A 24348-nucleotide genomic window follows, 5' to 3' on the forward strand; every position below is an offset into this window, starting at 1 on the left:
CGCGTGGCAACCATCATCGGATCGGAAGAGTCGATCTTCGTCTGCCTGGATATCGGGACGACGAAGGTGACGGCGCTGGTCGGCCAGCTGGATGGCGAACGCGGCCTGCGGGTGATCGGTGTGGGCGTGGCTCCATCGGCGGGCATGCGCAAGGGTGGCGTGGTCAACCTCGAGGAGTTGGCCAAGACCATCGAAGCTGCCCGCGACAAGGCGGAACGAACCTCTGGCTATGAGATTACCGGCGCCCTGGTCAGCGTTTCCGGGGCGCAGATCGCCTCGCAGAACTCGAAGGGGATGGCCGGCGTCTCGGGGCGGGTGATCGGCCCGGACGACGTCGGCCGGGCGCTGGATGGGGCGCGCTCGGTGGCCGTGCCGTTCAACCGCCAGCTGATCCACGTCATTCCGCGCGGGTTCATCGTCGATGGCCAGGATGGCATTCGATCGGCGATCGGAATGCACGGCTACCGCCTTGAGGTCGAAGCCCACATCGTGACCGCTAGCGCCACCGCCCTGCGCAATCTGGAGAAGGCGCTGGAGGTGGCGGGGATCGCAGTCGACGGCTGGGTGCTTTCTTCGCTGGCTTCGGCCGAGGTTTCGCTGACCGAGACCGAGCGCGAGATGGGCGTGGTGCTGTGCGATATCGGCGGGGGCACCTGCGATCTGGCCGTGTTCATCGAAGGCGCCGTCTGGCACACCGCCGTCCTGCCGGTGGGGGGCGACCATCTGACGGGCGACATTTCCCAGGGCTTACATCTGCCGCAGGAGACCGCCGAGGCGGTCAAGCGCCGCCACGGCGAGGCCCGTCTCTCAACGGCCTCGGCGGAGGCCGCCTTTGCGGTCCGGCCCTTTGGTCAGGATCGGCCGATCGAGGTGCGCTGCACCGAGCTGGCGGCAATCATCGAGCCGCGCGTCGAAGAGATCTTCGGCCTGGTCCGGCAGGAGATCAAGCGCTCGGGCTATGACGGTCTGCTTCCTGCCGGCATGGTGCTGACCGGAGGCACCAGCCTGTTGAAGGGGATCCGCGAGGCGGCGGGTGAAGTGCTCGGGCTGCCGGTCCGCTGCGCCCAGCCGGCCGAATTGCGGGGCCTGGTCGATCAACTGCGCTCACCGACGTATGCGACCGGGATCGGCCTGCTGCATTGGGCGCGGCTGCAGCAAGAGCAGCTGGCGCTGAATGGGAAAGGCTTCGGGAGATTCACCCTGCCCAGTTTTGACCTGAACCGGGCGGCGGAGTTCTTCAGACGACTGCTGCCGGGTTAGTCCCGGCGCGCCCGGGCCGGGTCGAAGGCCCGTGGCGCACGAACCTGAGGAGGAGGCAAGCCATGCAACCAGCACCGCAGACGGAATCATTTGCTCGGATCAAGGTCATCGGGGTCGGGGGGGGCGGAAACAACGCCGTCAACCGGATGATCCAGGAGGGCCTGGCCGGCATCGAGTTCGTGGCCATCAATACCGACGCCCAGGCGCTGCTGCTCTCCAACGCTCCCACGCGGGTGCGTATCGGGGACAAGCTGACGCGCGGCCTTGGTGCCGGGGGCATTCCCGAGGTCGGGCAGAAGGCGGCCGAGGAGTCGGCGGAGGACCTGTACGAGGTTCTCAAGGGCACCGACATGGCCTTCATCACCGCCGGCATAGGCGGTGGCACCGGCACCGGCGCCGCGCCGATCATCGCCCAGATCGCCAAGGAAGTGGGGGCGCTGACGATCGGCGTGGTCACCCGGCCCTTCACCTTCGAAGGCGCGAAGCGGGCGCAGTCGGCCGAGAACGGGATCGGCAAACTCAAAGAGCATGTCGACACCCTGATCGTGATCCCTAACGACCGCCTGCTGCAGCTCGCCGACAAGCGCGCCAGCCTGCAGGAGGCGTTCCGCATGGCCGACGATGTGCTGCGCCAGGGGATCCAGGGGATCAGCGAGCTGATCACCGTGCCCGGTCTGATCAACCTAGATTTCGCCGATGTCCGGACGATCATGGCCGAGGGCGGGGCCGCCCTGATGGCCGTCGGATCGGCCTCCGGCGAGGACCGTGCCCGGATCGCCGCCGAGCAGGCCATCTCGAGCCAGCTGCTGGACATCCGGATTGACGGCGCCCGCGGGATCCTGTTCAATGTCACGGGCGGGCCAAACCTCAGCCTGTTTGAGGTCAACCAGGCGGCGGCCATCATCAAAGAGACGGCGCACCCCGATGTCAACCTGATCTTCGGCGCAGTCATCGATCCCAATATCGGCGATGAGCTGCGGGTGACGGTCATCGCCACCGGCTTCGAACGAGCCGGGGCGACGGCACGCCTCGACCGGCGGTCCCGCACCCGCACCGAGGCCAAAGCGGCCCAGGCGGCAGCCCACACGGGCCAGGAGGTTTCGATCGAGGACTTCCAGCCGGCGAGTTTTGACGTCAACAACCTGGATATCCCGGCCTTTCTGCGGCGCCGGTAGGCTGGCCCGCCCTGGCGGGCCGATGCCAACGCCGGCGATCTGCCCCCTGGCTGGGTCCCAGGGTGGGCAGGTGGCCTGATGGGCGAAGACCGATGGCGGCTCCTCCTCCCGCCGTCGGTCCTTGCCTGTCCCCAGGACCTAAGTACTACCCCCGTTCCGAAGGAAAGCCGAGCGGGGGGATTGCCAGCCAAACTCCCCCCATGCTAGAATTTGGCCCCTTCCCCCGGAGATATCGGGAAAGACACCTAGGACCGGCATACATCTGGCGCCAAACGTTTGTTCGCTGACAAGCGCAAGGCAAGGTGAGTGGGTATGCGTTGTCCATACTGCCAGACGGATAACACACGCGTCATCGACACCACACATGAGTCGCGGGGTGGGGTGCGCAGGCGCCGGGTGTGCCAGGCCTGCGGCCAGCGCTTCAGCACCCATGAACGGGCGGTGCTGGCAACTCCAATGGTAATCAAGCAGGATGGCACTCGCGAGGAATTTAATCGCGAGAAGCTGGCAAGCGGCATACGAATTTCCTGCGCCAAGCGACCGGTTTCGGCGGCGGATATCGATCGGATGGTGGGCGAGATCGAGTCGGCCTTGCAGACCATGGGCAAGCCGGAAGTCGCTTCGCGCGTGATCGGCGACATGGTCATCGCCGGCCTGAAGGAACTCGACCACATCGCCTACATCCGCTACGCCATTGTCTATCTCAAGATGGATGATCTTCGCTCGATCCGCGACGAAATCAACCGTCTGCTTGAAGGCTAAGTCAAACTGCTGGGGTTCGGGAGCGGACAGGCTCTCGGTGTTTCGTTACTGTGGGAGGTGGTTGGATGACCGATAGAGCTGACCCCGACACCAGCGTGCAGGCACAGCCCGCGACCAGCGTGATGCGGCCGTCAATGCCGGAGGGCCTACGCCGGGTCGAGCTGAGTGACAATGCCCGGACGGTGCTGACCAAGCGTTACATCCGCAAGGGGCCCGACGGCGAGCCGCTGGAAACGGTCGAGGGGATGTTCTGGCGCGTCGCTTACCACATCGCCGAAGTCGAGCGGGAGTGGAGCGGCGACGTGATGCGCTCCGCCTCCGAGTTCTTCGAGTTGCTGGCCTCGAAGCGGTTCTTCCCCAACTCGCCTACCTTCACCGGCGCCGGCACGCCCCTGGGGCAGTTGGCGGCGTGCTTCGTGTTACCGATCGCCGATGACATGGGACGGGACTCCTCTGGCATCTTCCAGACCCTGCGTGACGCAGCCTTGATCCAGCAAACTGGTGGAGGCAATGGGTTCTCGTTCAGCCGGCTGCGCCCCAAGGGCGCTCTGGTGAAGTCCTCTGCCGGCCAGGCAACCGGACCGGTCGGGTTCCTGCGGGTCTACGACAAGGCATTTGGCGAGGTCGCTCAAGGCGGAACGCGGCGCGGCGCCAACATGGCCGTCCTGCGCGTTGATCATCCCGACATTCGCGAGTTCATCACCTGCAAGGTCGACGAGAACCAGATCACCAACTTCAACATCTCGGTGGGTCTGACCGACGACTTCATGCAGGCAGTCACTGAGGACACCGACTTCGATCTGGTGGCGCCGCACTCCGGAGAGGTGATCGAGAGGCTGCGGGCCCGAGAGATCTTCGATCTGATCGTCAAGCACGCTCATCACAACGGTGAGCCGGGTGTGTTGTTCCTGGATCCTGCCAATCGAGCCAACCCGCTGCCCCATCTGTATGCGCTGGAGGCCACAAATCCGTGCGGCGAGCAGTGGCTGGGTCCGTATGAGAGCTGTTGCCTGGGATCGATCAACCTGGCGCAGCATCTGGCGCCAGGCGGCCGGGTGGATTGGGAGCGGTTACGGCACTCCACAGTCCTGAGCACACGCTTCCTGGAAGACGTCGTCACGGCCAACGCTTACGTGCCTGCGGTGCCCCAGTTGCGGGAGGCCGCCCTGCGGGCACGGCGCATCGGCCTGGGGATCATGGGGCTGGGCGACCTGATGTACCACGTCGGCGTGCGCTACGGCTCCGAAGAGGCCTTGGATTTCGCCGGGCAGGTCATGGAATTTGTGCGCTATCATGCCATGCTCACCAGCATCGAGCTTGCCCAGGAGAGGGGGGCGTTTCCGGCCATCCGCGGCAGCATCTACGATCCGCAGGACTTGCGTTGGTCGCCGCCGCAGCCAGCCTTTCCTCAATCCGGCGACTTCGCCCGCCCAGCGATTGACTGGGAGCTTGCCCTCTCCGGGATCCGTCAGCACGGCATCCGCAACGCCGCCCAAACCACGATCGCCCCCACCGGAACGATCGCTACCGTGGCCGGCTGCGAAGGCTATGGCTGCGAGCCGGTCTTTGCCCTGGCGTACTACCGGCATGTCGACGACGGCGGCACCGATCTGCGCCTGACCTACACTAGCCCGCTCTTCGAGCAGGCGGCGATCGAGTCCGGCATGGACGAAGCCACGCTGGCGGGGATCGTTGAGAAGGTCATGCAGAAGGGGTCGTGTCAAGACATCCCGGAGGTGCCTGAGAGCCTGCGCGAGGTGTTTGTCGTGTCCCAAGACACCTCCGGCGAGGAGCATGTCCGGATTCAGGCCGCCCTCCAGGCCTTCGTTGACAACAGCCTGAGCAAGACCTGCAACTTCCCCGAAGACGCCACTCCCGAGGATGTCGCCTCTGCTTACACGCAGGCCTGGAAGCTGGGATGCAAGGGTCTGACGGTCTACGTCACGGGGTCACGGCAGAAGGTCGTGCTTGAGACCAAGGCCACGGCCTCGGCCAAGGAACCGGTGCTGGCGCTGTCACAGATGCCGATGTGGATGGAGGGCAAGAAACCGCGCCCCCAGCGCCTGGAGGGGTGCACCTATCAGATCAGCACCCCCGTCGGGAAGGCGTTCGTCACGGTCAACCAGAATCGGGAATCGCAGCCCTTCGAGGTCTTCATCACAACGGCCAAGGCCGGCTCCGAAACCGCGGCAGTCTCCGAGGCTATCGGCCGACTGACTTCCTACATCTTGCGGGTCGCCTCGCCTGTGCCGCCGCGTGAGCGCTTGGCGGAGGTTGTGCGCCAGCTGGCCGGGATTGGCGGCGGCCGGCCGATGGGATTCGGCCCGAACCGTGTGCTCTCGCTGCCCGATGGGCTGGCGCGGGCGCTGGCCGAGTACCTCGGGTCCACGCCTGAAGCCCCGCTGATGGAAGTCGATCCGTCGCAGCCGCAGATCTCGATGCAGGTCGGGGATCTGTGCCCCGAGTGCGGGGCGGCTGCGGTCGTTAATGAGGAAGGCTGCCGCAAGTGTTATTCGTGCGGCTACAGCGAGTGCTGACCGCCGCGGATGGCGGGAGGGCTTGAGCGCCATGCCGATGACCCAAGAGCGATAGTTGGAACATCCGCTCCTGGGTCATTGTGATTCTGGCGCCAGCTCCCCTCGCCCGCGTCCGCCACGACGCGGCCAGTCGCATTGTATACTGGGTGGCTGCCGCCCTTCGCCGCTCAGGTAGGGGGAGAGAGCCATGATCACATTTCGCGAGACGCTGGATTCGATCGAACGCCTGACAGAACTCCTTAGTCACGGCAAGGACGATCGGACGTCTTTCGACCGGGCTGTGGTCAATCTCACTGACCTGCAATCCATGCTGGACCGGGAAAGGCTCTCCCAGTTCCGCAGCCCGAATTCCCTGGCCGAGTACATCGAGCGCGTCGCCATCTCCCAGTTGGCGGGGATCCACGATAGCTTGCAGGTTTCGGCCGACGCTCACTTCGACCGCCTGCAGGCAGCCCAGGAGCTGTCGGAAAGGCTGCAGGCGCGACTGAGGGCGGTCACCGAAGGCGCCAACGGCGGTTTCTTCGACGGGATGTCCTAGGGAGGCGGCAAGCGTGGCCAAGCGCTTCGTTCTTGTCGCTGGGAACATCGGCGTCGGCAAGACTTCCCTGACCGAGCGGCTCGGGGAGAGGCTGGGCTGGCAAACGGCCTACGAGTCGGTGGTCGACAACCCGTATCTGGCGGACTTCTATCAGGACATGCGCTCCTGGGCATTTCATCTCCAGGTGTTCTTCCTAGGGCATCGGGCGGAGCAGCACCGGGCGCTGGCGGCACTGCCGCAGTCCGCCATCGTCGACCGGTCGATCTACGAGGACGCCGAGATCTTCTCGCGGGCGAGCCTGGCTCTGGGCAACATCACCGAGCGCGACTACGGCGCCTATCGGCGGGTGTACGACCTGGTGGTGGCCGGCCTGCCGGCGCCCGATCTGCTGATCTACCTGCGTGCGCCGGTGCCGGTCATCCTGAATCGGATCCGCAGCCGGGGACGCGCCATCGAGCAGGGAATCACGGCCGACTACCTCGGCCTGCTCGACCGCTACTACCAGGAATGGATGTCGAGCTTTGAGTTGTGCCCAGTGCTCACCATCCGCACCGATGACCTGGATTTCGTCCACAAGTCCGGACACCTGGAGGTTGTGATCGGGCGAATGAACGAGATCCTGGCTGGCAAGGAGACCGTCGAGTTCCCGGCTTCGCAGAGTTAGTGTTCGATCATCCAGCCCGCTCCCGGGTTTCCAGACTCTCCATCCTCTGTGGCACGGCCTGGCCCCGCCTCAGAGTCTCGCCAGGCGCTGGCGCAGCAGGCGCATGGCCTCGGCGATCTTCCTTCGGTTGGCCTCGTTCTGATGCCAGCGGCTGGCGCCGGAGGGGTGGGGCAGCGGGATGATCCAGCGCCCGTTGGCTGTGAACTCCCGTCCGACCACTGCCTGCAGCGCCGCACCCGGTCCGAGCAAGACCGCAATCGCCAGACGGCCGACGGGCAGCACGATTGGCGGGTCGAGCAGCTCCACCTCCGTCAGCAGAAACGGGCGGCACAGTGCCTGCTCGGCCGGCGTTGGCGGCCGGTCTCCTGATCCGGAAGCGGCCCGCCCCGGGTAGCACTTGGTGATCGACGTCATGTAATGCCGGTCCCGGAACGGCTGTTCCTCCAGCCCGGCCTGAGCCAGCCAGGCGAACAGCCGGCGGCCACTGCCGGCGTTGAACGGCCGCCCGGTTTCCTGCTCGGTGGAGCCGGGTGCCTGCCCGACAATCATCACCTGCGCCCCGACCTGGCCGGAGAAGACTGCTCGAGGGGTTACGGGGAACCCGGAGTGGATGCACATCCGGCAGGCCGACATCTGCGCCTGCACGCAGCCAAGTGCGAACCTGCGCACGTCTGCCTTCACGCCACAGTCAGCCCGGCGTAGGCCTTCTGGATCGCCAGGGCGTCAAGGTCCATCATCGGACTCTCGCATAAGATCCTGCCGGCGCACCCGCCGGCGTGGAGCGCCGCCAGCAGTTCCTCCAGACGGAAATCCGAGTCGGCAAGCATCAGATGGTTGCGCTCGCCTTTGGGCCCATACTCGATCCCAGAGAGATGGCAGTGCAATTGCTTCAAGGAGTCGGGGCCTAGGGCCTCGGCATAGGCACCGAGCGCCAGTTCCCATTCCCGGCGGGTGTTCATCGATCCATCGCCTGCCCGGGCGTGCAAGTGAGAGAAGTCGAGGCACGGCAGCACGCCCGGGATCTCGCGGGAGAGGATCAAGACATCAGCCAGGGAGCCGAGCATCGCGGCCTTGCCCATGGTCTCGGACCGCAAGGTGACTGGATTTCCGGCTGCCCGCAGCTCTTCCACACAGCTGCGCAGGCGTTTGATGGCCACGGGCAGGACTTCGGAGGGGTCTCTGCCGAAGTACGACCCGGGATGGAACACAATATCCGTGGCGCCGGCCAGGTTCCCATAGTGGGCAGCATCCATCAGCCGCTTCCGGCTCTTGGGCCATTCCTGGGCATCGGCGTTCAGGTTGATGTAGTACGGCGCATGGATGCTTAGGCGGACACCGACCCCGGCCGCCGCCTGGCGGATCTGAGCGCAGGTGGCCTCGGTCACCCGCACGGACTGCACCCAGGCCAATTCGTAGGCCGTCAACCCGAGGTCTGCCAGGTGCAGCGCCGCGCCCATGGAACCCCCGGGCTTTTTCGGGGTCGAGGCAGGGGAGCCGACAGTCCCAAACACGAGGCTCGCAGGTTCTTCGCGCAGCATGTCATCCCTCTCCATTGGGGTCAATGCCACTGCCTGGCAGGCCGCTCACCGACGGAGGCGTGCCCCCCGTCCCGCTGGCCGGGCTTTGGATGCGGCAAGCACCTGCGCTGGCGGCTCTGGACAGGAGGGTCGCCGGTGGATCAGGAGACGGCTGCGCCTTTTCGGAGCGATCCGGTCTTCGGGGTGGGCTCGCGTGGGATCGAGAAGGAGAAGGTCGCGCCCTGGCCCGGAGGGCTGGTCACCCAGATCCGCCCCCCATGCTGCTCGATCACGGTCTTGGCCAGGGCTAGGCCAAGGCCGGTGCCCTCAATGGGGTTGTTGGGATCGCGCACGGTCACTCGGCCCCGGAAGAGGTGTTCGAAGACTCGCGGCAGTTCGTCCTCGGGAATTCCAGGCCCATTGTCACTGACGCTGACCGTCACCTGGTCATCGTCCCAGCTGACCCCGATGCGGATGGCACCCTTGAGCTCGGTGAACTTGATGGCATTGCTGAGCAGGTTGCTCATGACGGAGTTGAGCCGACTGGGATCGCCGATGATCAGAAGCGGATCCCCGGGAGGATCGTAGACGATCGTGTCCTGGCGGGCCTCAGCCAGCGGGCGTAGGTCCTCGATTGCGTGTCGGATCAAATCGTTCACCTGGCAGGGCTCAGCCCCGAGGTTGGCCGTCGACTCGACGCGGATGGTCTCCAGCAGGCCGGTGATCAGATTGGTCATGCTGTCTGTCGCACGCTGCATCATGTTCAGCGCCTTACGCTGCTGATCGCTGAGCGGAGCATCATTGAGCAGGTCGGCGCCGAGCCGAATGGCGTTCAAAGGGTTCTTCAGGTCGTGGGCAGCCGTGCCCAGAAACTGGGACCGCATTCGGTCAATCTGCTTCAAGGCCGTGATGTCCTGCATCACTGCCACGCGTCCGACGTCGGTGACCTCGCTGACGGTGGCATACAACACGCGCTCCGTGGGGGTGGTGATCTCCATCGTCACCGGCAAGTCGCTGTCGGCGCGCATCAACAGGTCGCCCAGGTCATGCCCGACGAAGATCTCCCAGGCTGGGCGCCCGATGGCGCGCTCGGAGTTGATGCGGAAGGCCTGACTGGCGGCTTTATTTACAAGAATGATGCGGCCGGAGCGGTCGGTCAGCACCACCGCATCCGCGGTCTCGACCAGGGTGGCCTCCAGCCGCCGGCGTTCTTCCGCTACCCGCTGGAACAGGTTGGCGTTGTCGAGGGCGATGGCGGCCCAGGAGGCGACCGAGGCGAGCACCTGCTTATCGGCCTCGGTGAACGACCCGGTCGGGTGGTTGATGGCCTCAATCACCCCCAGCACCTCGCCGCGGGTCTCGAGCGGAACGCACAGGATGGAGCTGGTGAGGAGCCCGGTCTGGCCGTCGATGGCGCTTTGATAGAGGGGGTTGGTGCGGACGTCGTTGACGATCAAGGGCTGGCGGTTGCGTGTGACCCACCCGGCGATTCCTTCCTCCAGCCGGATGGCCACGTCCCGAATGCGCAATTCGGCACCGCCGCTGGCTTTTAGCACCAGTTTCTCGCCCGGCTCGTCCAGCAGGAACAGCACGCAGGCCTCGGCCTGGATCAGGCGCTGGGCGTTGCGCATGGCATTTTCGAGCGCCATCTCAAGCTCCAACGTCGAGGTCAGGTCCCGCCCGATCTCCGCCAGTACGAGCAGCTGGTCGGCGCGCGAGGTCGCCTCGCCGAAGTGGATGGCGTCCTGCAGGCCGACGGCGCCGATACTCAGGATCGCCTGGGCGAGCTCCATCTCCTGATCGTTGATCTGCCGGCCCAGCTGTTGGTACAGCAGCCGGACCAGACCCAGCGCCTGGTTGCTGGTGGTGAGCGGGAACACGGCGGCGGCCTCGATGCCTTCCGCCTGGAGCATACTCAGATCCCGGGCCGATCCTACCGCTGGGGTCTGGCTGAGAGTCGACGGGCGCAGGTGCTCGAGCACCTGGGTGTGCACCGGGTAGTCCGGGACGGCGTCGATCTTCTCGGCCTGCACGGTTTGCTGAAGTCCCTTGCCGAGGCGCGGCCGAAAACGCACCGTGCGAGCACGAGCGTCGGTCAGCAGAGTGATCTCGCAGCAGTCGGCCGAAGTGGCTCGCAGCAAGTGCGTGGCCGTCTGGCGCACGACCTCATCCCGATCGCGAGTGCTGGTGATGGCATTGGTCGCCTGGTACAGCAGCGTGAGTTTGTGCAGTAGGTAGCTCTGACCGGCGCTCTGCCGGGCAAACGCCATGATCTCCGCCGCCCGGGCTGCCAGCACGTCCAGGGTGGCTAGCGCATCTTGGCCAAACGGCTTCCCGGTGTCGGTGCCGACAAAGAGCAGCCCGATTGACTGGCCAGCAGCGATGCAGGGGGCACAGGCGACGGATCCCGGGGCAAGGGGAAGTCCGAGACTGGTACTGGCGTCGCCGGAACTCGCGGCATGCCCGGCCCGCAAGGCGTTCCGCAGAACCGGTTGCTCGGCCGAGGAAGAAATGCGTCCCAGATCCGACAGGCTGAGCCCATGGGCCAAGCGTGGGCCAAACCCGGCGCTGACCTCGTCGTACTCATACAACGCCGCTCGCTGCGTACCGAGCAAGGCGCAGGCCGTCTCAAGCACCCCGGCCAAGGCCTGAGCAGGATTGTAAATGTCGAAACTGGCGGTGGCCGCCCGGTACAGGATATCCTGACGCTGATTAAAGGGATCGGTCATTGCTTCAGGTTTCTGGGTCGATCCGCAGTAGGCGGACCCACTGCATTATGTCATAGATACGCAGGCCTGACAAACATCTGCAGGTCTAGTGCGCTGAGGCGAGACGCCCCCGGCTCAGGCGCCGGACAAGCGGTTGACCAGGGGCGGACCCAAGATCAGCAGCCCGACCACTACTGAGGCGACGGCCGCCACCAGGACGGCGGCGGCGCCGACATCCTTGCCGAGGCGGGCGACAGGATGCAGGTCGGGGCTGGCGAGATCCACCGCCGCCTCGAGCGCCGTGTTCACGAACTCCGCCGACCAGACCAGGCCGATGGCCAGCACCAGCAGCGCCAACTCGGCGCGAGGCACGTCCAGCCACCAGGCCAGCCCAAGAACCAACAAGGTCGCTCCAGTGTGAATCCAGGCGTTGCGTTGGGTGCGCAGCACATGCCAGAGACCTGCCAGCGCATGACGGAACGACTGCAGCCGTGAGCGGGCCCGAAGGGCGGGGTCAGGTCGATGCATGGCGGGGGTCTGTGCCGCTCCTCAAGGCAGTCAGGATCTCCTTCTGGGCTCGCCACATCTGCCGCTTGCGGGCCGGGGTGTCATGGTCGTAGCCGAGCAGGTGCAGAACTCCATGGACCACCAGCAGCTGGCCTTCGCCGGCCAGGTCGTGGCGCTTGCGGGCGGCTTGTGCCTGGGCCACAGGCACGCAGACGGCAATGTCGCCGTAGTAGCGGCCGCCGACGTCCAGGCCCTGATCGTCGGCGGGAAAGGACAGCACGTCGGTCGCCCGGTCCACTCCGGCGAATTCGGCGTTCAACTGCTGCATGCGGGTTACCCCGGCTAGCAGAACGGTCAGGCTTCCGGGCTCGGCTTGCTGGTGGGAGAGCGCCGCCCGGGCGGCGCCGGCGAGCCCGGGACGGTACTTCCCCAAGCCGGGCTCGGCGAGCACGCTCACCGGATACTTCATCGCTCGGAGACCGCCGCCTCTTCGGATTTGGCCGGCCTGTTGCCGTTGCCATTGGCCTCCGGGTAGCGAAGGCGCGAATGATACATGCTGCGCAGACTGCTCACGAACGAACGCCGGATGTTGTCCAGGTCGCGAAACGTCAGCTCCGTGCGGTCGAGCTGGCCTTTGGAAAGTCGGTCCTCGACCACCCACCGCACCAGGTCCTCGATCTCTTCTTCGGTCTCTGGAGCATCGGCACGGGCCTTGGCTTCGACACCATCGGCCAACATCAGGATGGCCGATTCGCGGGTGCGGGGCCGCGGGCCGGGGTAGACGAAATCCCGCCGGTTGACACGTTCGGGCTCGCCTCCGGCAGCCTCGAGGGCGGCCTGCAACTGATAGGTGGCCTCAAGCGTCCCGTGGTGCTCGGGAATGAAGGCCGCAATCCGGCTCGGCAAGCGGTGCTTGCGGGCGAGTTCCAGGCCGTCTGTGACATGGGAGACGATCAGGCTGGCGCTGGTGGTCGGGTCAAGTTGCTCGTGGATGTTCTGCCCAGGCATCTGGTTCTCAATGAAGAACTGTGGGCGAAGCGCCTTGCCCGCATCGTGGTACAAGGCCCCGACGCGCACGAGCAGAGCGTTGGCGCCCACGGCCCGCGCCGCCTGTTCGGCCAGGTTGGCGACCTGCAGGCTGTGCTGGTAGGTTCCGGGCGCGTTGCGAAGGATTAACTGCAAGAGCGGGTGATCCGGGCGCGAGAGTTCGATCAGCTGTAGGTTCGAGGTCCCTCCGAGCAGAGTGCCGGCGAGCAGGACAAAGCCGAAGGCCAGGCTGGCCGACAGCAGGCCAGTCATCAAGCCGGCAACGAGCAGGGTTGTCTTGCCCACGAGGTCCGTCGTTGGATCCGCAAAGCGAAAGAGCACGACGACCGCGATTGCCCCCACCGATCCCGCCAGGCCGGCCCACAGGAAGGCGCTGATCCGTTCGGCCCGGCCGATCACCAAGGAGGCGATGCAGCCCGAGAGGGCAACGTACAGCCCGACCTCAAGACCTCGCGGCGCCAGGTAGCCGGCGACGGCGCCGGTAGCCAGGGCGGCCAGAATCCCCATTCCGGGGGAAAGCAACACTGTCAGCACCATCGGCAAGGCGGCAGCATGGAAGATGTAGGGCAGCACGGCGTGACCGGGAATCATGGCTTGCAGGGTAATCGCCGTCAGGACAAAGGCCAGCCCAGTGACGACTGCCAGCCGGGCCGAGGCGATTTGCTTGCGATGGACGCGGTAGAGATACAGGCCGATCGTACAGCCGAGGAGGGTGACCAGTAGGCCGCGCAAGGCGATCTCGCGCCCAGGGTTGGGGGGACGGATCAGGCCATAGGCCTGCAGGGCCTCGATGTCGATCGGCTGGACAACCTGTCCCCGAGCGACGATGGTCTCGCTGGAAGCGAAGGTCCGTGCAACTGGCTCGACCCGCTGCCGGGCGGCGTCCTGCGCCTCTCGGGTCAACGGCTCATTGTAGAGTGCGTTAGGGGCGACGAACGCAGCCGCCAGGTCGGCGACCAGCTCGGCCTGCGATTCCGGCAGGCTGATGCTCACCAGCGCCGGCACGGCGCGGCGGGCACCCTCAATGGAACCCTCCCGGATCTCGGCCCGCATGACCTGTTCCAGTACCGCCAGGGCCTCGAGCCTGACGGCCTGCCAGCGTGCATCCGCAAGCTGTAGGATGGCCTGGGCTCTTTCCGCCGGGATGCGGATGTCGGACAGGGCGCTCAGGTCGGCGACCTTCTGCTCGGGTGATGCGAACTCGTCGGCACGAACCGAGTCGACATAGTCCAGGGTGCTTCGCAGGCGCTGGACCTGTTCCCGGGCGACCCGGCTGTCGGGAGGATCGAACACCGGCTCGACGCCATCGGACGCAATCCGGCGCGCTTCCTCGGTGCGGGTCTCGCTGGAGAAGGTCAGGGCGAAGGGAGCCTGCACATCCTGCGATGCGACCTGGCCCGCCTGCAGCACCACTCCGGCTGTCCGTTGGTTAATCGGGAGGGAGAGGGCCGCGGTCGCGCCGACCAGCGCCAGCAAGAAGATCACCCCGAGGCGGGCTGCGTTCCACGCGGAGAACATCCGCTCGCGCATTGGACGTCTGGGTTGCGGGGAGGACTCCATGGCCCTGCTACGGGGCGGACAACAGCTGCCGCACCCGATCGCTGACGGCTTTCCCGTCGGCCTTCCCCTGCACATGCGGCTGCAAGGACTTCATCACCTTGCCGATCTCTGCCGGGGTGGTCGCGCCGGTCTCTTCGATCGCCTGACGCACCAGGCGCGTCAGTTCCTCATCACTGAGGGGCTTCGGCAGGTACGATTGCAGGACGGCCAGTTCCGCCCGAGCGGCCTCAACCAGGTCAGGCCGGTTGGCGCGCTCTGAGTCCTGGATCGCCTCATTGCGGACCTTGACTTCCTTCTGCAAGACCGCCATCATCGCCGCTTCGTCCAGCTCGCCGCGCTTGTCGACCTCGGCCAGCTTGACGGCGGAAAGCACCATCCGCAAGGTGCGCTTGCGCACATCATCTCCGCTGCGCATCGCGGCCTTCAGGTCGGACTCTAGCTCATTGCGGGACGGCATGAGTCCATTATACCGAGGACCGGAAAGGCGGGGAAGGCGGGCCCTGGTGGGGGCCGTGCGGGGCGGGGTCGTTGCCCGCCAGTGCAGCTGTCAGCACGCCGCCTTGCACTCCGGTGATGTGGACGGAAGACATCCTGGAGCGAAGGTTGAGGGGCGAGCGGGCCGATACGGGGAACCCCGTGTCGGTCAGTCCCCGCAGGCTCCAGCCTCCGCTGTCTGCGGGTTGTCCGCTAACCCAGACCGCCTGCTCAGTTCTGCCCACCTGTTGGCTGAGGGCGGCTTGGCGCGCCGTCCTCGCCAGGGCACGCAACCGCCGGGTGCGGAGGCCAAGGCGCACCGGGTCGACCGGGCTGGGAAGGCGGGCGGCCGCCGTCCCTGGGCGAGGCGAGTAGCCGAATACATGGGCGTCTGCAAACGCCATCCCTTCGACAAACTGCAGACTGATGTCGAAGTCCACCTCGGTTTCGCCCGGGAATCCGGCGATCAGATCCGTGGTGAGCGCCAGGCCAGGAATCCACTCCCTGGCCTTGGCAGCCAGGCGGGCGAACCCGTTGGGCGTGACCGGGCGGAGCATTCGCTGCAGGGTTGCTGCGCTCCCGGACTGCAACGGCAGGTGAAGCTGGCGGCACAGTCGGCGGTTGTCCCAGAGCGCCAGAAGCGGCTCAGAGACATCCCAAGGATCGATCGACGAGAGGCGGAAGCGGACTCCCTCCGTCTCCCGTAGGATCAGGCCCATCAGGCCCTCCAGCCTCGGCAGGCCGCGGGCTTCCTGGCCGTATCCACCTAGTTGAACCCCGCACAGTACGATCTCGTGGGCGCCACCCAAGATGGCATGGCGGACCCGCTCGAGGACGGTTCCCGGGGGAACGCTCCGAGCCGGACCGCGCACCAGACGGGTAAGGCAAAATGCGCATCGGGAGTTGCAGCCCTCCTGTACCTTCACAAATCCCCGCACGCGATGCCGATTGCCCGGGATCGGAAGGCGAACGGCCTCCCCCGTGGCGGCGAAGGGGAGCCTGGAGCCCCCTGTCAGCTGCCGGGCGATGCTCTCCTTCCGCCAATTGGGGACGACTTCGATTCCAGGGGCAAGATGAGCGGCGGCGACGGGGTCAAGGGTGGCCCAGCATCCGGTGAGCACGATCCGCGCCTGGGGGCGAAGGCGGTACGCCCGGCGCGCCATGCTCCGCGAGTCGGCGGCGGCGGCCTGGGTGACGGCGCAGGTGTTGAGGATGATCACGTCACTGCTTTCCGGCACGGCGACCAACTGGGCGCCCGCCTGGCGCAGGTCAGAGGCGATGAGTTCGAGCTCGCTCTGGTTCAAGCGGCAGCCGACGCTGTCGAGGAATACTCTCATGAGTTGAGTGGTAGTTCGGGTTGACGGACGGAGAAGCTGTCGAAGGACACCCGCGTGCCGGGAAGATCGTATGTCCCGGCGAGCAGCCCGACATCTCCGCTCTCGAACGCGTCCGCAGCTGCCTGGCGGGCGGGGACCCCATTGATGCTGAGGGTGAGGCGAGGGCCGCTGCACTCTGCCCGCAGATGGTTTGTCGATTGGCCGTGGACGATCGAGTCGGCCGGAAGCATGGCGGCGTCGTTGAACATGGTCTGCACGCCGTCGAGGCGCTGGCCGATGCCAGCGAACCCATCGGCGGAGATCAGGAAGAAGTAGAAGTTCTGGGGATCCTGATAGCGACAGATCACACCCAGGGCGTTGTTCTCCGGGCCATCCGTCACAGTGGCGTCGACGTCGATCACGACGTCCGTGAAGCGCAAACCCGGGCGCGACCAGGCGATCCTCTCGGGCTCGTAGACCGCAATCTGATAGGTGTCCGCGGAGTAGTCGGACTCGACGCTCGAGTCGCGGTAGCGATCCCACCCGCTCGAAGCCCGCGAGAAGTCGTCCTGGAAGAGGATCGATCCGGGTTGAGGGCTCGGCAGCAGCCCGGCACAGCCGCCGACCATCGCCGCGAAAACAGCGATCGCCACCGCTGGGGTTCGGGTAGGGTGTGGCTGCGGGTACGGGCTGTTGAGGCTCATCGAAACCGACCGCATTCTAGCATGCGCCCTCAAGGAAAGGCGGGCGGCTTCCCCGGCGCGGGCGTGGGCTGGGCGCTTCCATGCCGAGGCCAGAGTACCCGCGATTCAACCTCCGAGCGACTCCAGCGATCGGCGAGCCAGTTCTGCGTAGGCGCCCTCCGGGTCAATCTGTAGTACGGCCTGAAAGGCTGCGATCGCTCCAGCCGAGTCTGCCAGGGCCAGGCGTGCCAGGCCAAAGTGATAGTGCGCCGAAGCGGACTGCGGATTCAGCTCGATGGAGGTCCGAAGGATGCGATCCGCCAGCAATGGGTCACCCTCGACAAGGTGGGCGTGGCCGAGTTGGTCCCAGGCCTCCGCACTTCCGGGCTCGAGGGCAACCGCGTTTCTGGCGGCAGGAAGAGCCAGGCCGGCGATGTCGAACCCGTGATCGAGAGAGAACTGGGCCAGCAGACCCCAGTAGGCGGGCTCTGTCGCGGCCGCTTCGGCAGCCCGACGATACCAGCCGGCGGCCTGGGCGAGATCGCCGGCTGTCATCTGGGCTGCGCCCATTTCCGCCAGCATGGCCGGATTCTCGGGGCTCAGGGCGAGGCCGGCTTCGAGGAGGGGGATCGCGGCAGATGGCCTGCCGTGCTGGCGCAGGGCCATCGCTTCAAGCAGGTAGGGGAGGGGGGCGTCCGGCGCGTGCTGGCGGATTCCCCGAAGCTGTTGGATCGCCTGTTCGTCGAGGGCGGAACGGGCATAGGCCAGATACGCCTGCGCCCCAAGATCCCCCGGCGCAAGGTCGACAGCCCGCTCGAACGCCGCGGCGGCCTCCGTCCACAATTGGTGCTTCAAGAACACCTGACCGGCACGCACGGCCGCCTCGGTAGGCGCAGAGCTGGAAGACAACCCGAGCGTGGTCACCAAGTCGGTCAGCAAGCGATCCTCAGGCCCTGTCAGTCGCCGGGCATCCCGGCTCAGGCTGAGCGCTGACTCTGTCCCAAGCGCTGCCGCCAGGACCGCGCGCAGCCGATGTGAGTCCGCATCCTGCGGATCGAGTCGAGCAGACACTCCTGCCTCCCCAAGGGCTTCCTCGAATTGGCCGGCGGCGGTCAATGCCTGAGCCCTTCTGCGGTGCAGCCTGGCGGAGCCCTGACAGCTAGCGGGGATCGGGGTGCGGGCGGGCGCCCCACGGGTCATGGCGAGCGCCTCGAAGCGCAGACATTCCAGATCCTCAGCCTCAGGCTCGATGTGGAGCGCCTGCTCGATATGAGCCAGGGCCGCGCCCCGGTCGTTTCCTGCGAGAGCGGCCTGCGCTGCCGGTCGATGCAGAAACCCGAGCGAAGGCTCAAGCCGCAGGATAGCGTTGAGGTGGGTGAGCCCAGCTTGCGGCTCTCCCAGAGCCAGAGACTCCCGGGCTGCCGCCAATTCCTCCGCCAGCGCCCGCGGCGCCGCGGTCGGCGACACTGCAGCCAGGATCGTGCCTGTCAGGAACAGGAGGATGGCACGGACCAGGCTGGGGTTCAAGCGGGGCTCCATCGATCTTCTTGGAATGGATTATAGCCAGGGAGGCACGTCCCGGAATGCGTGCTGCGGCTCACCCTGCAGGTGTGACCTTCAACCGTTGAGCGCCGGAACCCCAAACGCTATAATCGGCTCGATCCCTGTGAGGCCGGATGGATTTCAGTCTGAGTTCAGAGCAGCTCATGGTGCAGAGGGCAGTCCGTGACTTCGCACAGAAGGAAGCTGCGCCGGTCTTGAAAGGGCTGGACCGTGAGCAGCGGGCGGATCCACTCCTGATCCGCCGGATGGGAGCGTTGGGGCTGCTCGGGGTGTGTCTGCCGGTTCGGTACGGCGGGCAGGGGATGGACTACATCAGCTTGGGGTTGGTGTGTGAGGAGCTGGAGTATGTCGACACCAGCCTGCGGGTCGTCCTCTCGGTTCACTTGGGTCTGACCTCCTTGGGATTGCTGCAGTGGGGGAGTGAGGCGCAGAAGCAGCAGTACCTTGTCCCGCAGGCGGCCGGTGACAAGCTGGCCGGTTTTGCCCTGACCGAACCCGGCGCTGGCTCGGATGTGGCCGCAATCGCCTCGACGGCCCGGGCGGTGGAGGGTGGTTACCGGTTGCAGGGCGAGAAGACCTGGATCTCCTTGGCGAGCCTGGCTGACCAGGTGTTGTGGTTCGCCCGGACCGGTCCCGCCGACGCCGATCCACACCAGGCGCTGACCGCCTTCATCCTGGAGACGGACCGGCCCGGCGTGACGCGCGGCGATCACCACGGCAAGTTGGGGATCCGGGCGGGGTCCACCGGTTGGCTGGCCTGCGACCAGGTCTTCGTGCCGATCGAGAACCGATTGGGCGAGGAGGGGGAGGGTTTCCGGATTGCGATGGCTTGTCTCGATGGCGGACGCTATACCGTAGCGGCAGGCGCGGCCGGACTGATCCGCGCCTGCCGGGATGCGAGCGTCGCCTATGCTCGACAACGCCAGGCCTTCGGTCGGCCGATCGCGCAGCACCAGTTGATCGAGCAGAAGATCGCCGGCATGGCCCAGGCCTATGATGTCTCCCGCCTGCTGTACTTGCAGGCAGGCTGGATGAAGAACCAGGGTCTTCGGTGCACCCGCGAAACCTCGATGGCCAAGTGGTATGCTACCGAAGCCGCGTTTGAGTGCGCTTCGCAAGCTATTCAGGTCCACGGTGCCTACGGCTTCAGCGACGAATTTGATGTCGAGCGCTATCTGCGCAATGCGCGGGGAGCGATGATCTACGAAGGCACCAGTGAGATCCACACCCTGATCCAGGCCAGCTATGCGCTCGGCTCGAGGGTAGACGGGCAGCTGCGGTGTGAACTCCCGGCTTACGATGCCCAGGCCTGGACGGCGCCCGCCGCGGCCTGAGAACTCGAAGTCCGGCCGGGCGAAGCGGGTCCGGCTGCAGACCGATCGGAAATCTCAGCCCTCGCACTCGAGGGCGGAATCGAGAGGAGGGTGCTTTGAACATCGTTGTGTGTGTGAAGCAGACCCCCGACACCGCGGCCACGGTCACGGTACAGGACGGGAAGGTCTCGTGGGGGGACTCGCCGCTCGTGATCAACCCTTGGGATGAGTTCGCGGTCGAGCAGGCGCTGCGCACGAAGGAAGCCCATGGCGGCAAGGTCACCGCGCTCAGCCTGGGGCCGGAGTCGGCGAAGGAAGCGTTGAAGCATGCCCTGGCGATGGGATGCGATGAGGCGGTCCTGGTCAGTGATCCGGGGATCACCGCCCCGGATTCACTGGTGGTCTCAGCCGTCTTGGCGGCGGCGATCGCCAAGATAGGGGAGGTGGATCTGGTGTTCTTCGGCCGGCAGGCGGTCGACAGCGACACCGGCATCACCGGCGCCCAGGTGGCGCGCCGCCTCGGCTGGCCGTCGTTGAGCCTGGTGGCGGCTGTCACGGCGCTGGATGCCGCGGCCAAGAGCATCAGCGTGGCGCGCATGCTGGACGAAGGGCGGCAGGAGGTCAAAGCGCCGCTGCCGGCAGTCGTCAGCGTTGTCAAGGAGATTTGCGAGCCGCGCTACCCCTCCTTCATGGGAATCCGCAAGGCTTCCAAGGCCCCGCTTCCGGTATGGTCCCTGGCGGACATTGGGATCTCGGCACCGCCGCAATCGGCGTTGACGTGGCCGGAGGTGTTCGCCCCCCCCAAGATCGAGACACGGTGCGAGGTCGTCGAAGGCGATTCGCCAGCAGCCAAGGCCGCCGCTCTCGCGGCGCGCTTGATCGAAGAGAAGGTAATCTGATGGCCAGCAAAGTCTTTGTGTATGTCGATCACTTCAACGGCCAGATCCTGCCTGCATCCCTCGAAGCTATCGGAGCTGCCAAGACCGCGGCCCTGGCGCTCGGGAGCTCTCTGACAGCCCTGGTGCTTGGAGAGCAGACCCAGTCCTTGGCAGCCCAGGCCATCCAGCATGGCGCCGATGACGCCTGGGTGGCCGAAGACGCCAAGCTCAAGGACTTCCGCCCGGAAGCTTACGCCTCGGTGGTGGCCAAGGCCCTCCAGGAAGCCGCCCCCGAAGTGTTCATGCTGCCCACTACCGCTCGCACCCGTGAGCTGGCGGCCATGGTGGCCGTCGATCTTTCGACGGGCGTGGCGCCGGATGTCGTCGCATTCGAGATCAAAGACGGCAAGCTGCTGGCCACCCGGCCGGTGTACGGCGGGAAGATCTTTGCCAAGGTGGTCATTTCGCAGGCGCTGCCCCAGATCGTGCTCATCCGCAGCCGGGTCTTCCCTGGACCGGAGGCCGACCCGGCGAAGTCTGGTCCGGTCAAGAAGATCGAAGCGGCTGTCGGCGAGGTGAAATCCGAGGTGCTCGGATACAAGCCCAGCGATGGCGGTGTTAGCCTGACCGACGCGGCGGTGATCGTCAGCGGCGGGCGCGGTGTGTCGAACAACCCCAGCCTGACGCCGCCGGCCGAGATCACGGATGAGCGGGAGAAGGAGATCTGGCGGGCCCAGCAGGGCTTCCAGTTGCTCCGGGAGCTGGCAGCCGCCCTGGGAGGGGCGGTAGGAGCCAGCCGCGCAGCGGTGGATGCCGGATACGTCCCTTACGCCTTCCAGGTTGGCCAGACGGGAAAGGTCGTGTCGCCCGATCTGTACATCGCCTGCGGCGTGTCCGGGGCCATCCAGCACCTGGCCGGGATGCGGACCTCCAAGACGATTGTCGCCATCAACAAAGACGCCGAGGCGCCGATCTTCAAGTTGGCCCGGTTCGGTATCGTCGGCGATCTGTACGAAGTGCTGCCGGCGCTGACCAAGGAACTCCGGGCTCGCCTCGGCAAGTAGCGATGCTCCTGAGCAGATCGGGCTCTGGCGTGCCCGGCCCTGCCCGGCCGGGCACGCCGTTTCTCCCCAAGGCGAGGCTTCGTCCTGGCCGTCCAACTGCAGCCAACCGTGGCGTGCCAGTCATGGCCTGGCATCCTGCTCAGGGACACCCGGGTCAGACCGGCGATGGATCCACTGCGCCAGGGCAAAGGCCGCCCTGCGGCGTTGCCCCTCGCTCCAGCCGTCACCCCTGGTCATTGCCTCCAAGTGCAGGAGGATGGCCTGGCGCTCTGCCTGGTCTAGCGCGGCAAGCCGGCGGCTGATCCTGTCCGGCGATTCCGAAAGAACATCGGCCCACAAGTCTTCCAGCGCACCCGCCATGCTGAAAGTGTAGCCGGGATCTGTCGACCAACGGCGGGCGCGGTGCCTCCGGCGGGAGCTCCGCGCTTTGGATTCGTCGCAGGCCGAGTGGAGCGCAGCCATGGCTCTGATAGAATTGCCCCATCCGAGTGGATGGGTCGCCGGATGGCCGCCGTAGGATCCTTCACCTTCGTGCTGCATTCTCATCTTCCATATGCAAGGCAGGCCGGGCGCTGGCCGCATGGGGAAGAGTGGTTGCACGAGGCCGCGGCGGAAACCTACATCCCGCTGCTGGATGCCCTCTACGATCTGCAGGCGGAGGGCGTGCCTGCCCGGCTGACGCTCACCCTGACCCCGATCCTGCTGGAGCAGCTCGCTGACGAGGATGTCCGCCGTAACTTCGTGGAGTACCTGGATCAGAAGATCGCCGCGGCCTCAGCCGATGTTCCTCGCTTCGAGCAAGCCCAAGACCCTCACATGGCCCTCCTGGCCGGCTTCTACCGCGATGCCTACCGCAAAGTCAAATCGAGCTTTGTCGAGCGCTACCGTGGGGACCTGGTTGGAGCGTTCCGCCGATTGCAGGATGCCGGCCTGCTAGAGATCGCGACCTGCGCCGCTACCCACGGATACCTGCCGCTGCTGGACCGGGACGAGTCGATCAACCTTCAGCTGCGAACAGCGGTGGAGTCCTACAAGCGGCACTTTGGCCGATCACCCCGTTCAATCTGGCTTCCGGAATGCGCCTACCGGCCCGCCTACACGACCGAGGATGGGCGCGCCCGCCCGGGCATTGAGGATTTCCTTGCTGCCCACGGCCTGAGGCTGTTCTTCGCCGAGACCCACATGATCCAAGGCGGGCAGCCGGTCGGGGTCGCGGCCGGGGAAGCCATCGGACCCTACGGGGAAATCACGCGGCGGTACCTGATCCCCCTTTCTGAGTTCCACCCGGAAAAGACGGCGACCACCTACCAGGCATACTACGTCACCTCATCGAACGTGGCGGTTCTGGGTAGAAACAACCGGACTGGGTTGCAGGTGTGGAGCGCGGAGTGGGGGTATCCGGGCGATTTCGACTACCGCGAGTTCCACAAGAAGGATGGGGTCTCCGGCATGCAGTACTGGCGGGTGTCGGGGACACGCGTCGGCTTGGGCGACAAGGATGCCTACCACCCCGACTGGGCAGCCTGGAAGGTCGGCGAGCACAGCCGCCACTTCGCTTACCTGGTCTCCGAGCTTCTCCAGACGTACCACAACGAAACGCACACCCATGGCGTCATCGCCGCCAACTACGACACCGAGCTGTTTGGCCACTGGTGGTTTGAAGGGGTCGATTGGGTCAAAGGGGTGCTCCGCGAGCTGGCCGCCTCGGAGACGGTGGAGCTGACCACGGCCTCGGCTTGCCTAGAGCAGCACCCGCCGACCACGGCGCTCAAACTCCCCGAAGGGTCGTGGGGTGCCGGCGGCACACACTTCGTGTGGGACAACGCAGAAACTCACTGGATGTGGCCGGTCATTCATGAGTGCGAAGCCCGCATGCTCAAGGCCGCCGAGAGGTACAAGTCCGCCGCGGGAGGCGAGCGCACGTTGCTCAACCAGGCCGCCCGAGAGCTGCTGCTCCTGCAGTCCTCGGACTGGCCGTTCCTGGTGACAACCGGACAGGCCAAGGAGTACGCCATCCAAAGGTTTGTGCAGCACGTCGAAAGGTACCGTGCTCTGCTCGACTCGCTAGACCGGGGAGCTCCCGACCTGGATCTCACCGCCGAACTTTGGGAAAAGGACAAAGTCTTCCCAGAGATCGACTTCCGCTGGTTCACCCAATGAACGTGCTCTTCCTGGCGGCAGAAGCCTCCCCCTTCAGCAAGGTCGGCGGGCTGGGCGATGTCGCCGGTGAACTGCCGCGCTGCTTGCGACGACTGGGCATGAATGTGCCCACGGTCATCCCACTGCACGCCTCCACCGACACAAGTTCGCTGGTGGTGGACCGATCCCTCAAGCTCTCGGTCCCGCGGGGCGGTGGCGAAGTGGCGGCCACGGTCCACCTTGCCCGGTCCGGAGATCAGCCGGTTTGGCTCGTCGACTCGGAGAGCATTCGATCGGCGCAGTCGATCTACTCACACCCGGCCGAGGATGGGGAGAAGTACGCCTTGTTCTGTCGGGCGGCGCTCTCAGCCTGTGAGGCCCAGGGGTGGATTCCGGACATTGTTCATGCGCACGACTGGCACGCGGCGGCGTCGGTTGTCTGGGCTCGCCAATTGCGATTCACCTCGCCAGCGTGGGCTGCCAGCCGCACCGTGCTCACTGTCCACAACCTCGCCTACATGGGCGCCGGAAGTGAGGCCGCGCTGGAGGCCCATCATCTGCCGCTCCCTGACCTGGCGGGCTTGCCGGCTTGGGCACAGCGCATGCCGCTACCGCTGGGGCTTGTGGCAGCCGACGGCGTGAC

General features: G+C 66.0%; 21 protein-coding genes. 11 read left to right on the forward strand and 10 right to left on the reverse strand.

The window, feature by feature from the left end; genetic code table 11:
- Positions 1–3: 3 nt before the first annotated feature.
- From ftsA to MUO23_02655, 6 genes are all read left to right on the forward strand, one after another.
- Positions 4–1260, forward strand: a complete 1257-nt coding sequence (gene ftsA / locus MUO23_02630; GenBank protein MCJ7511849.1) for a cell division protein FtsA — start codon at positions 4–6, stop codon at positions 1258–1260.
- A gap of 62 nt (positions 1261–1322) precedes the next feature.
- Entirely contained in the window at positions 1323–2435 is a 1113-nt protein-coding gene (gene ftsZ / locus MUO23_02635) for a cell division protein FtsZ (GenBank protein MCJ7511850.1), read from the forward strand.
- A gap of 312 nt (positions 2436–2747) precedes the next feature.
- Positions 2748–3197 (forward strand): transcriptional regulator NrdR, encoded by a 450-nt coding sequence (nrdR, locus tag MUO23_02640; GenBank protein MCJ7511851.1) that lies wholly within the window; start codon positions 2748–2750, stop codon positions 3195–3197.
- 65 nt (positions 3198–3262) lie between these two features.
- Positions 3263–5734 carry an adenosylcobalamin-dependent ribonucleoside-diphosphate reductase gene (locus MUO23_02645; GenBank protein MCJ7511852.1) on the forward strand — a complete coding sequence of 824 codons (2472 nt, stop codon included), beginning with the start codon at positions 3263–3265 and terminating at the stop codon, positions 5732–5734.
- A 187-nt stretch (positions 5735–5921) separates the two neighbouring features.
- Entirely contained in the window at positions 5922–6272 is a 351-nt protein-coding gene (locus MUO23_02650) for a hypothetical protein (GenBank protein MCJ7511853.1), read from the forward strand.
- A 13-nt stretch (positions 6273–6285) separates the two neighbouring features.
- Positions 6286–6936 (forward strand): deoxynucleoside kinase, encoded by a 651-nt coding sequence (locus MUO23_02655; GenBank protein MCJ7511854.1) that lies wholly within the window; start codon positions 6286–6288, stop codon positions 6934–6936.
- A gap of 69 nt (positions 6937–7005) precedes the next feature.
- Here the strand turns inward: MUO23_02655 and MUO23_02660 are convergent, their stop codons facing one another.
- The 10 genes from MUO23_02660 to MUO23_02705 form a co-directional block, all read right to left on the reverse strand.
- Positions 7006–7605, reverse strand: coding sequence for a uracil-DNA glycosylase family protein (locus MUO23_02660; protein MCJ7511855.1), 600 nt, complete (start codon positions 7603–7605; stop codon positions 7006–7008).
- An 8-nt stretch (positions 7606–7613) separates the two neighbouring features.
- Positions 7614–8474, reverse strand: coding sequence for a TIM barrel protein (locus MUO23_02665; GenBank protein ID MCJ7511856.1), 861 nt, complete (start codon positions 8472–8474; stop codon positions 7614–7616).
- Positions 8475–8614: 140 nt separating this feature from the next.
- Positions 8615–11182, reverse strand: coding sequence for a GAF domain-containing protein (locus MUO23_02670; protein MCJ7511857.1), 2568 nt, complete (start codon positions 11180–11182; stop codon positions 8615–8617).
- 114 nt (positions 11183–11296) lie between these two features.
- On the reverse strand, positions 11297–11689 hold the full coding sequence (locus MUO23_02675) for a diacylglycerol kinase family protein (protein MCJ7511858.1): 393 nt from the start codon (positions 11687–11689) through the stop codon (positions 11297–11299).
- Complete coding sequence (gene ybeY, locus MUO23_02680; GenBank protein MCJ7511859.1) at positions 11676–12137, reverse strand: rRNA maturation RNase YbeY; 462 nt, start codon at positions 12135–12137, stop codon at positions 11676–11678. The genes MUO23_02675 and ybeY overlap by 14 nt, the downstream gene beginning before the upstream one ends.
- Complete coding sequence (locus tag MUO23_02685; protein ID MCJ7511860.1) at positions 12134–14233, reverse strand: HDIG domain-containing protein; 2100 nt, start codon at positions 14231–14233, stop codon at positions 12134–12136. The genes ybeY and MUO23_02685 overlap by 4 nt, the downstream gene beginning before the upstream one ends.
- Before the next feature lie 49 nt (positions 14234–14282).
- The gene (locus MUO23_02690) at positions 14283–14732 is read right to left on the reverse strand and encodes a GatB/YqeY domain-containing protein (protein ID MCJ7511861.1); all 450 of its coding nucleotides are present in this window, start codon (positions 14730–14732) and stop codon (positions 14283–14285) included.
- A gap of 7 nt (positions 14733–14739) precedes the next feature.
- Positions 14740–16086, reverse strand: a complete 1347-nt coding sequence (locus MUO23_02695) for a MiaB/RimO family radical SAM methylthiotransferase (protein ID MCJ7511862.1) — start codon at positions 16084–16086, stop codon at positions 14740–14742.
- Positions 16083–16769, reverse strand: coding sequence for a hypothetical protein (locus tag MUO23_02700; protein ID MCJ7511863.1), 687 nt, complete (start codon positions 16767–16769; stop codon positions 16083–16085). The genes MUO23_02695 and MUO23_02700 overlap by 4 nt, the downstream gene beginning before the upstream one ends.
- A 105-nt stretch (positions 16770–16874) precedes the next feature.
- The gene (locus tag MUO23_02705; protein ID MCJ7511864.1) at positions 16875–18275 is read right to left on the reverse strand and encodes a tetratricopeptide repeat protein; all 1401 of its coding nucleotides are present in this window, start codon (positions 18273–18275) and stop codon (positions 16875–16877) included.
- Positions 18276–18424: 149 nt separating this feature from the next.
- On the opposite strand from MUO23_02705, the gene MUO23_02710 reads away from it, so the two are divergent.
- The 5 genes from MUO23_02710 to MUO23_02730 form a co-directional block, all read left to right on the forward strand.
- A complete protein-coding gene (locus tag MUO23_02710; protein MCJ7511865.1) occupies positions 18425–19645 on the forward strand; it encodes an acyl-CoA dehydrogenase family protein in 1221 nt (406 codons plus the stop codon).
- Between the two features lie 95 nt (positions 19646–19740).
- Entirely contained in the window at positions 19741–20523 is a 783-nt protein-coding gene (locus MUO23_02715) for an electron transfer flavoprotein subunit beta/FixA family protein (GenBank protein MCJ7511866.1), read from the forward strand.
- Complete coding sequence (locus MUO23_02720) at positions 20523–21566, forward strand: electron transfer flavoprotein subunit alpha/FixB family protein (GenBank protein ID MCJ7511867.1); 1044 nt, start codon at positions 20523–20525, stop codon at positions 21564–21566. The genes MUO23_02715 and MUO23_02720 overlap by 1 nt, the downstream gene beginning before the upstream one ends.
- Before the next feature lie 504 nt (positions 21567–22070).
- Complete coding sequence (locus MUO23_02725; protein ID MCJ7511868.1) at positions 22071–23726, forward strand: DUF1957 domain-containing protein; 1656 nt, start codon at positions 22071–22073, stop codon at positions 23724–23726.
- Positions 23723–24348, forward strand: a 626-nt coding sequence (locus tag MUO23_02730) for a glycogen/starch synthase (GenBank protein MCJ7511869.1), incomplete at its 3' end; no start/stop codon positions are given. The genes MUO23_02725 and MUO23_02730, both read left to right, overlap by 4 nt.

It is taken from the genome of Anaerolineales bacterium, assembly GCA_022866145.1.
Lineage (GTDB): Bacteria > Chloroflexota > Anaerolineae > Anaerolineales > E44-bin32 > PFL42.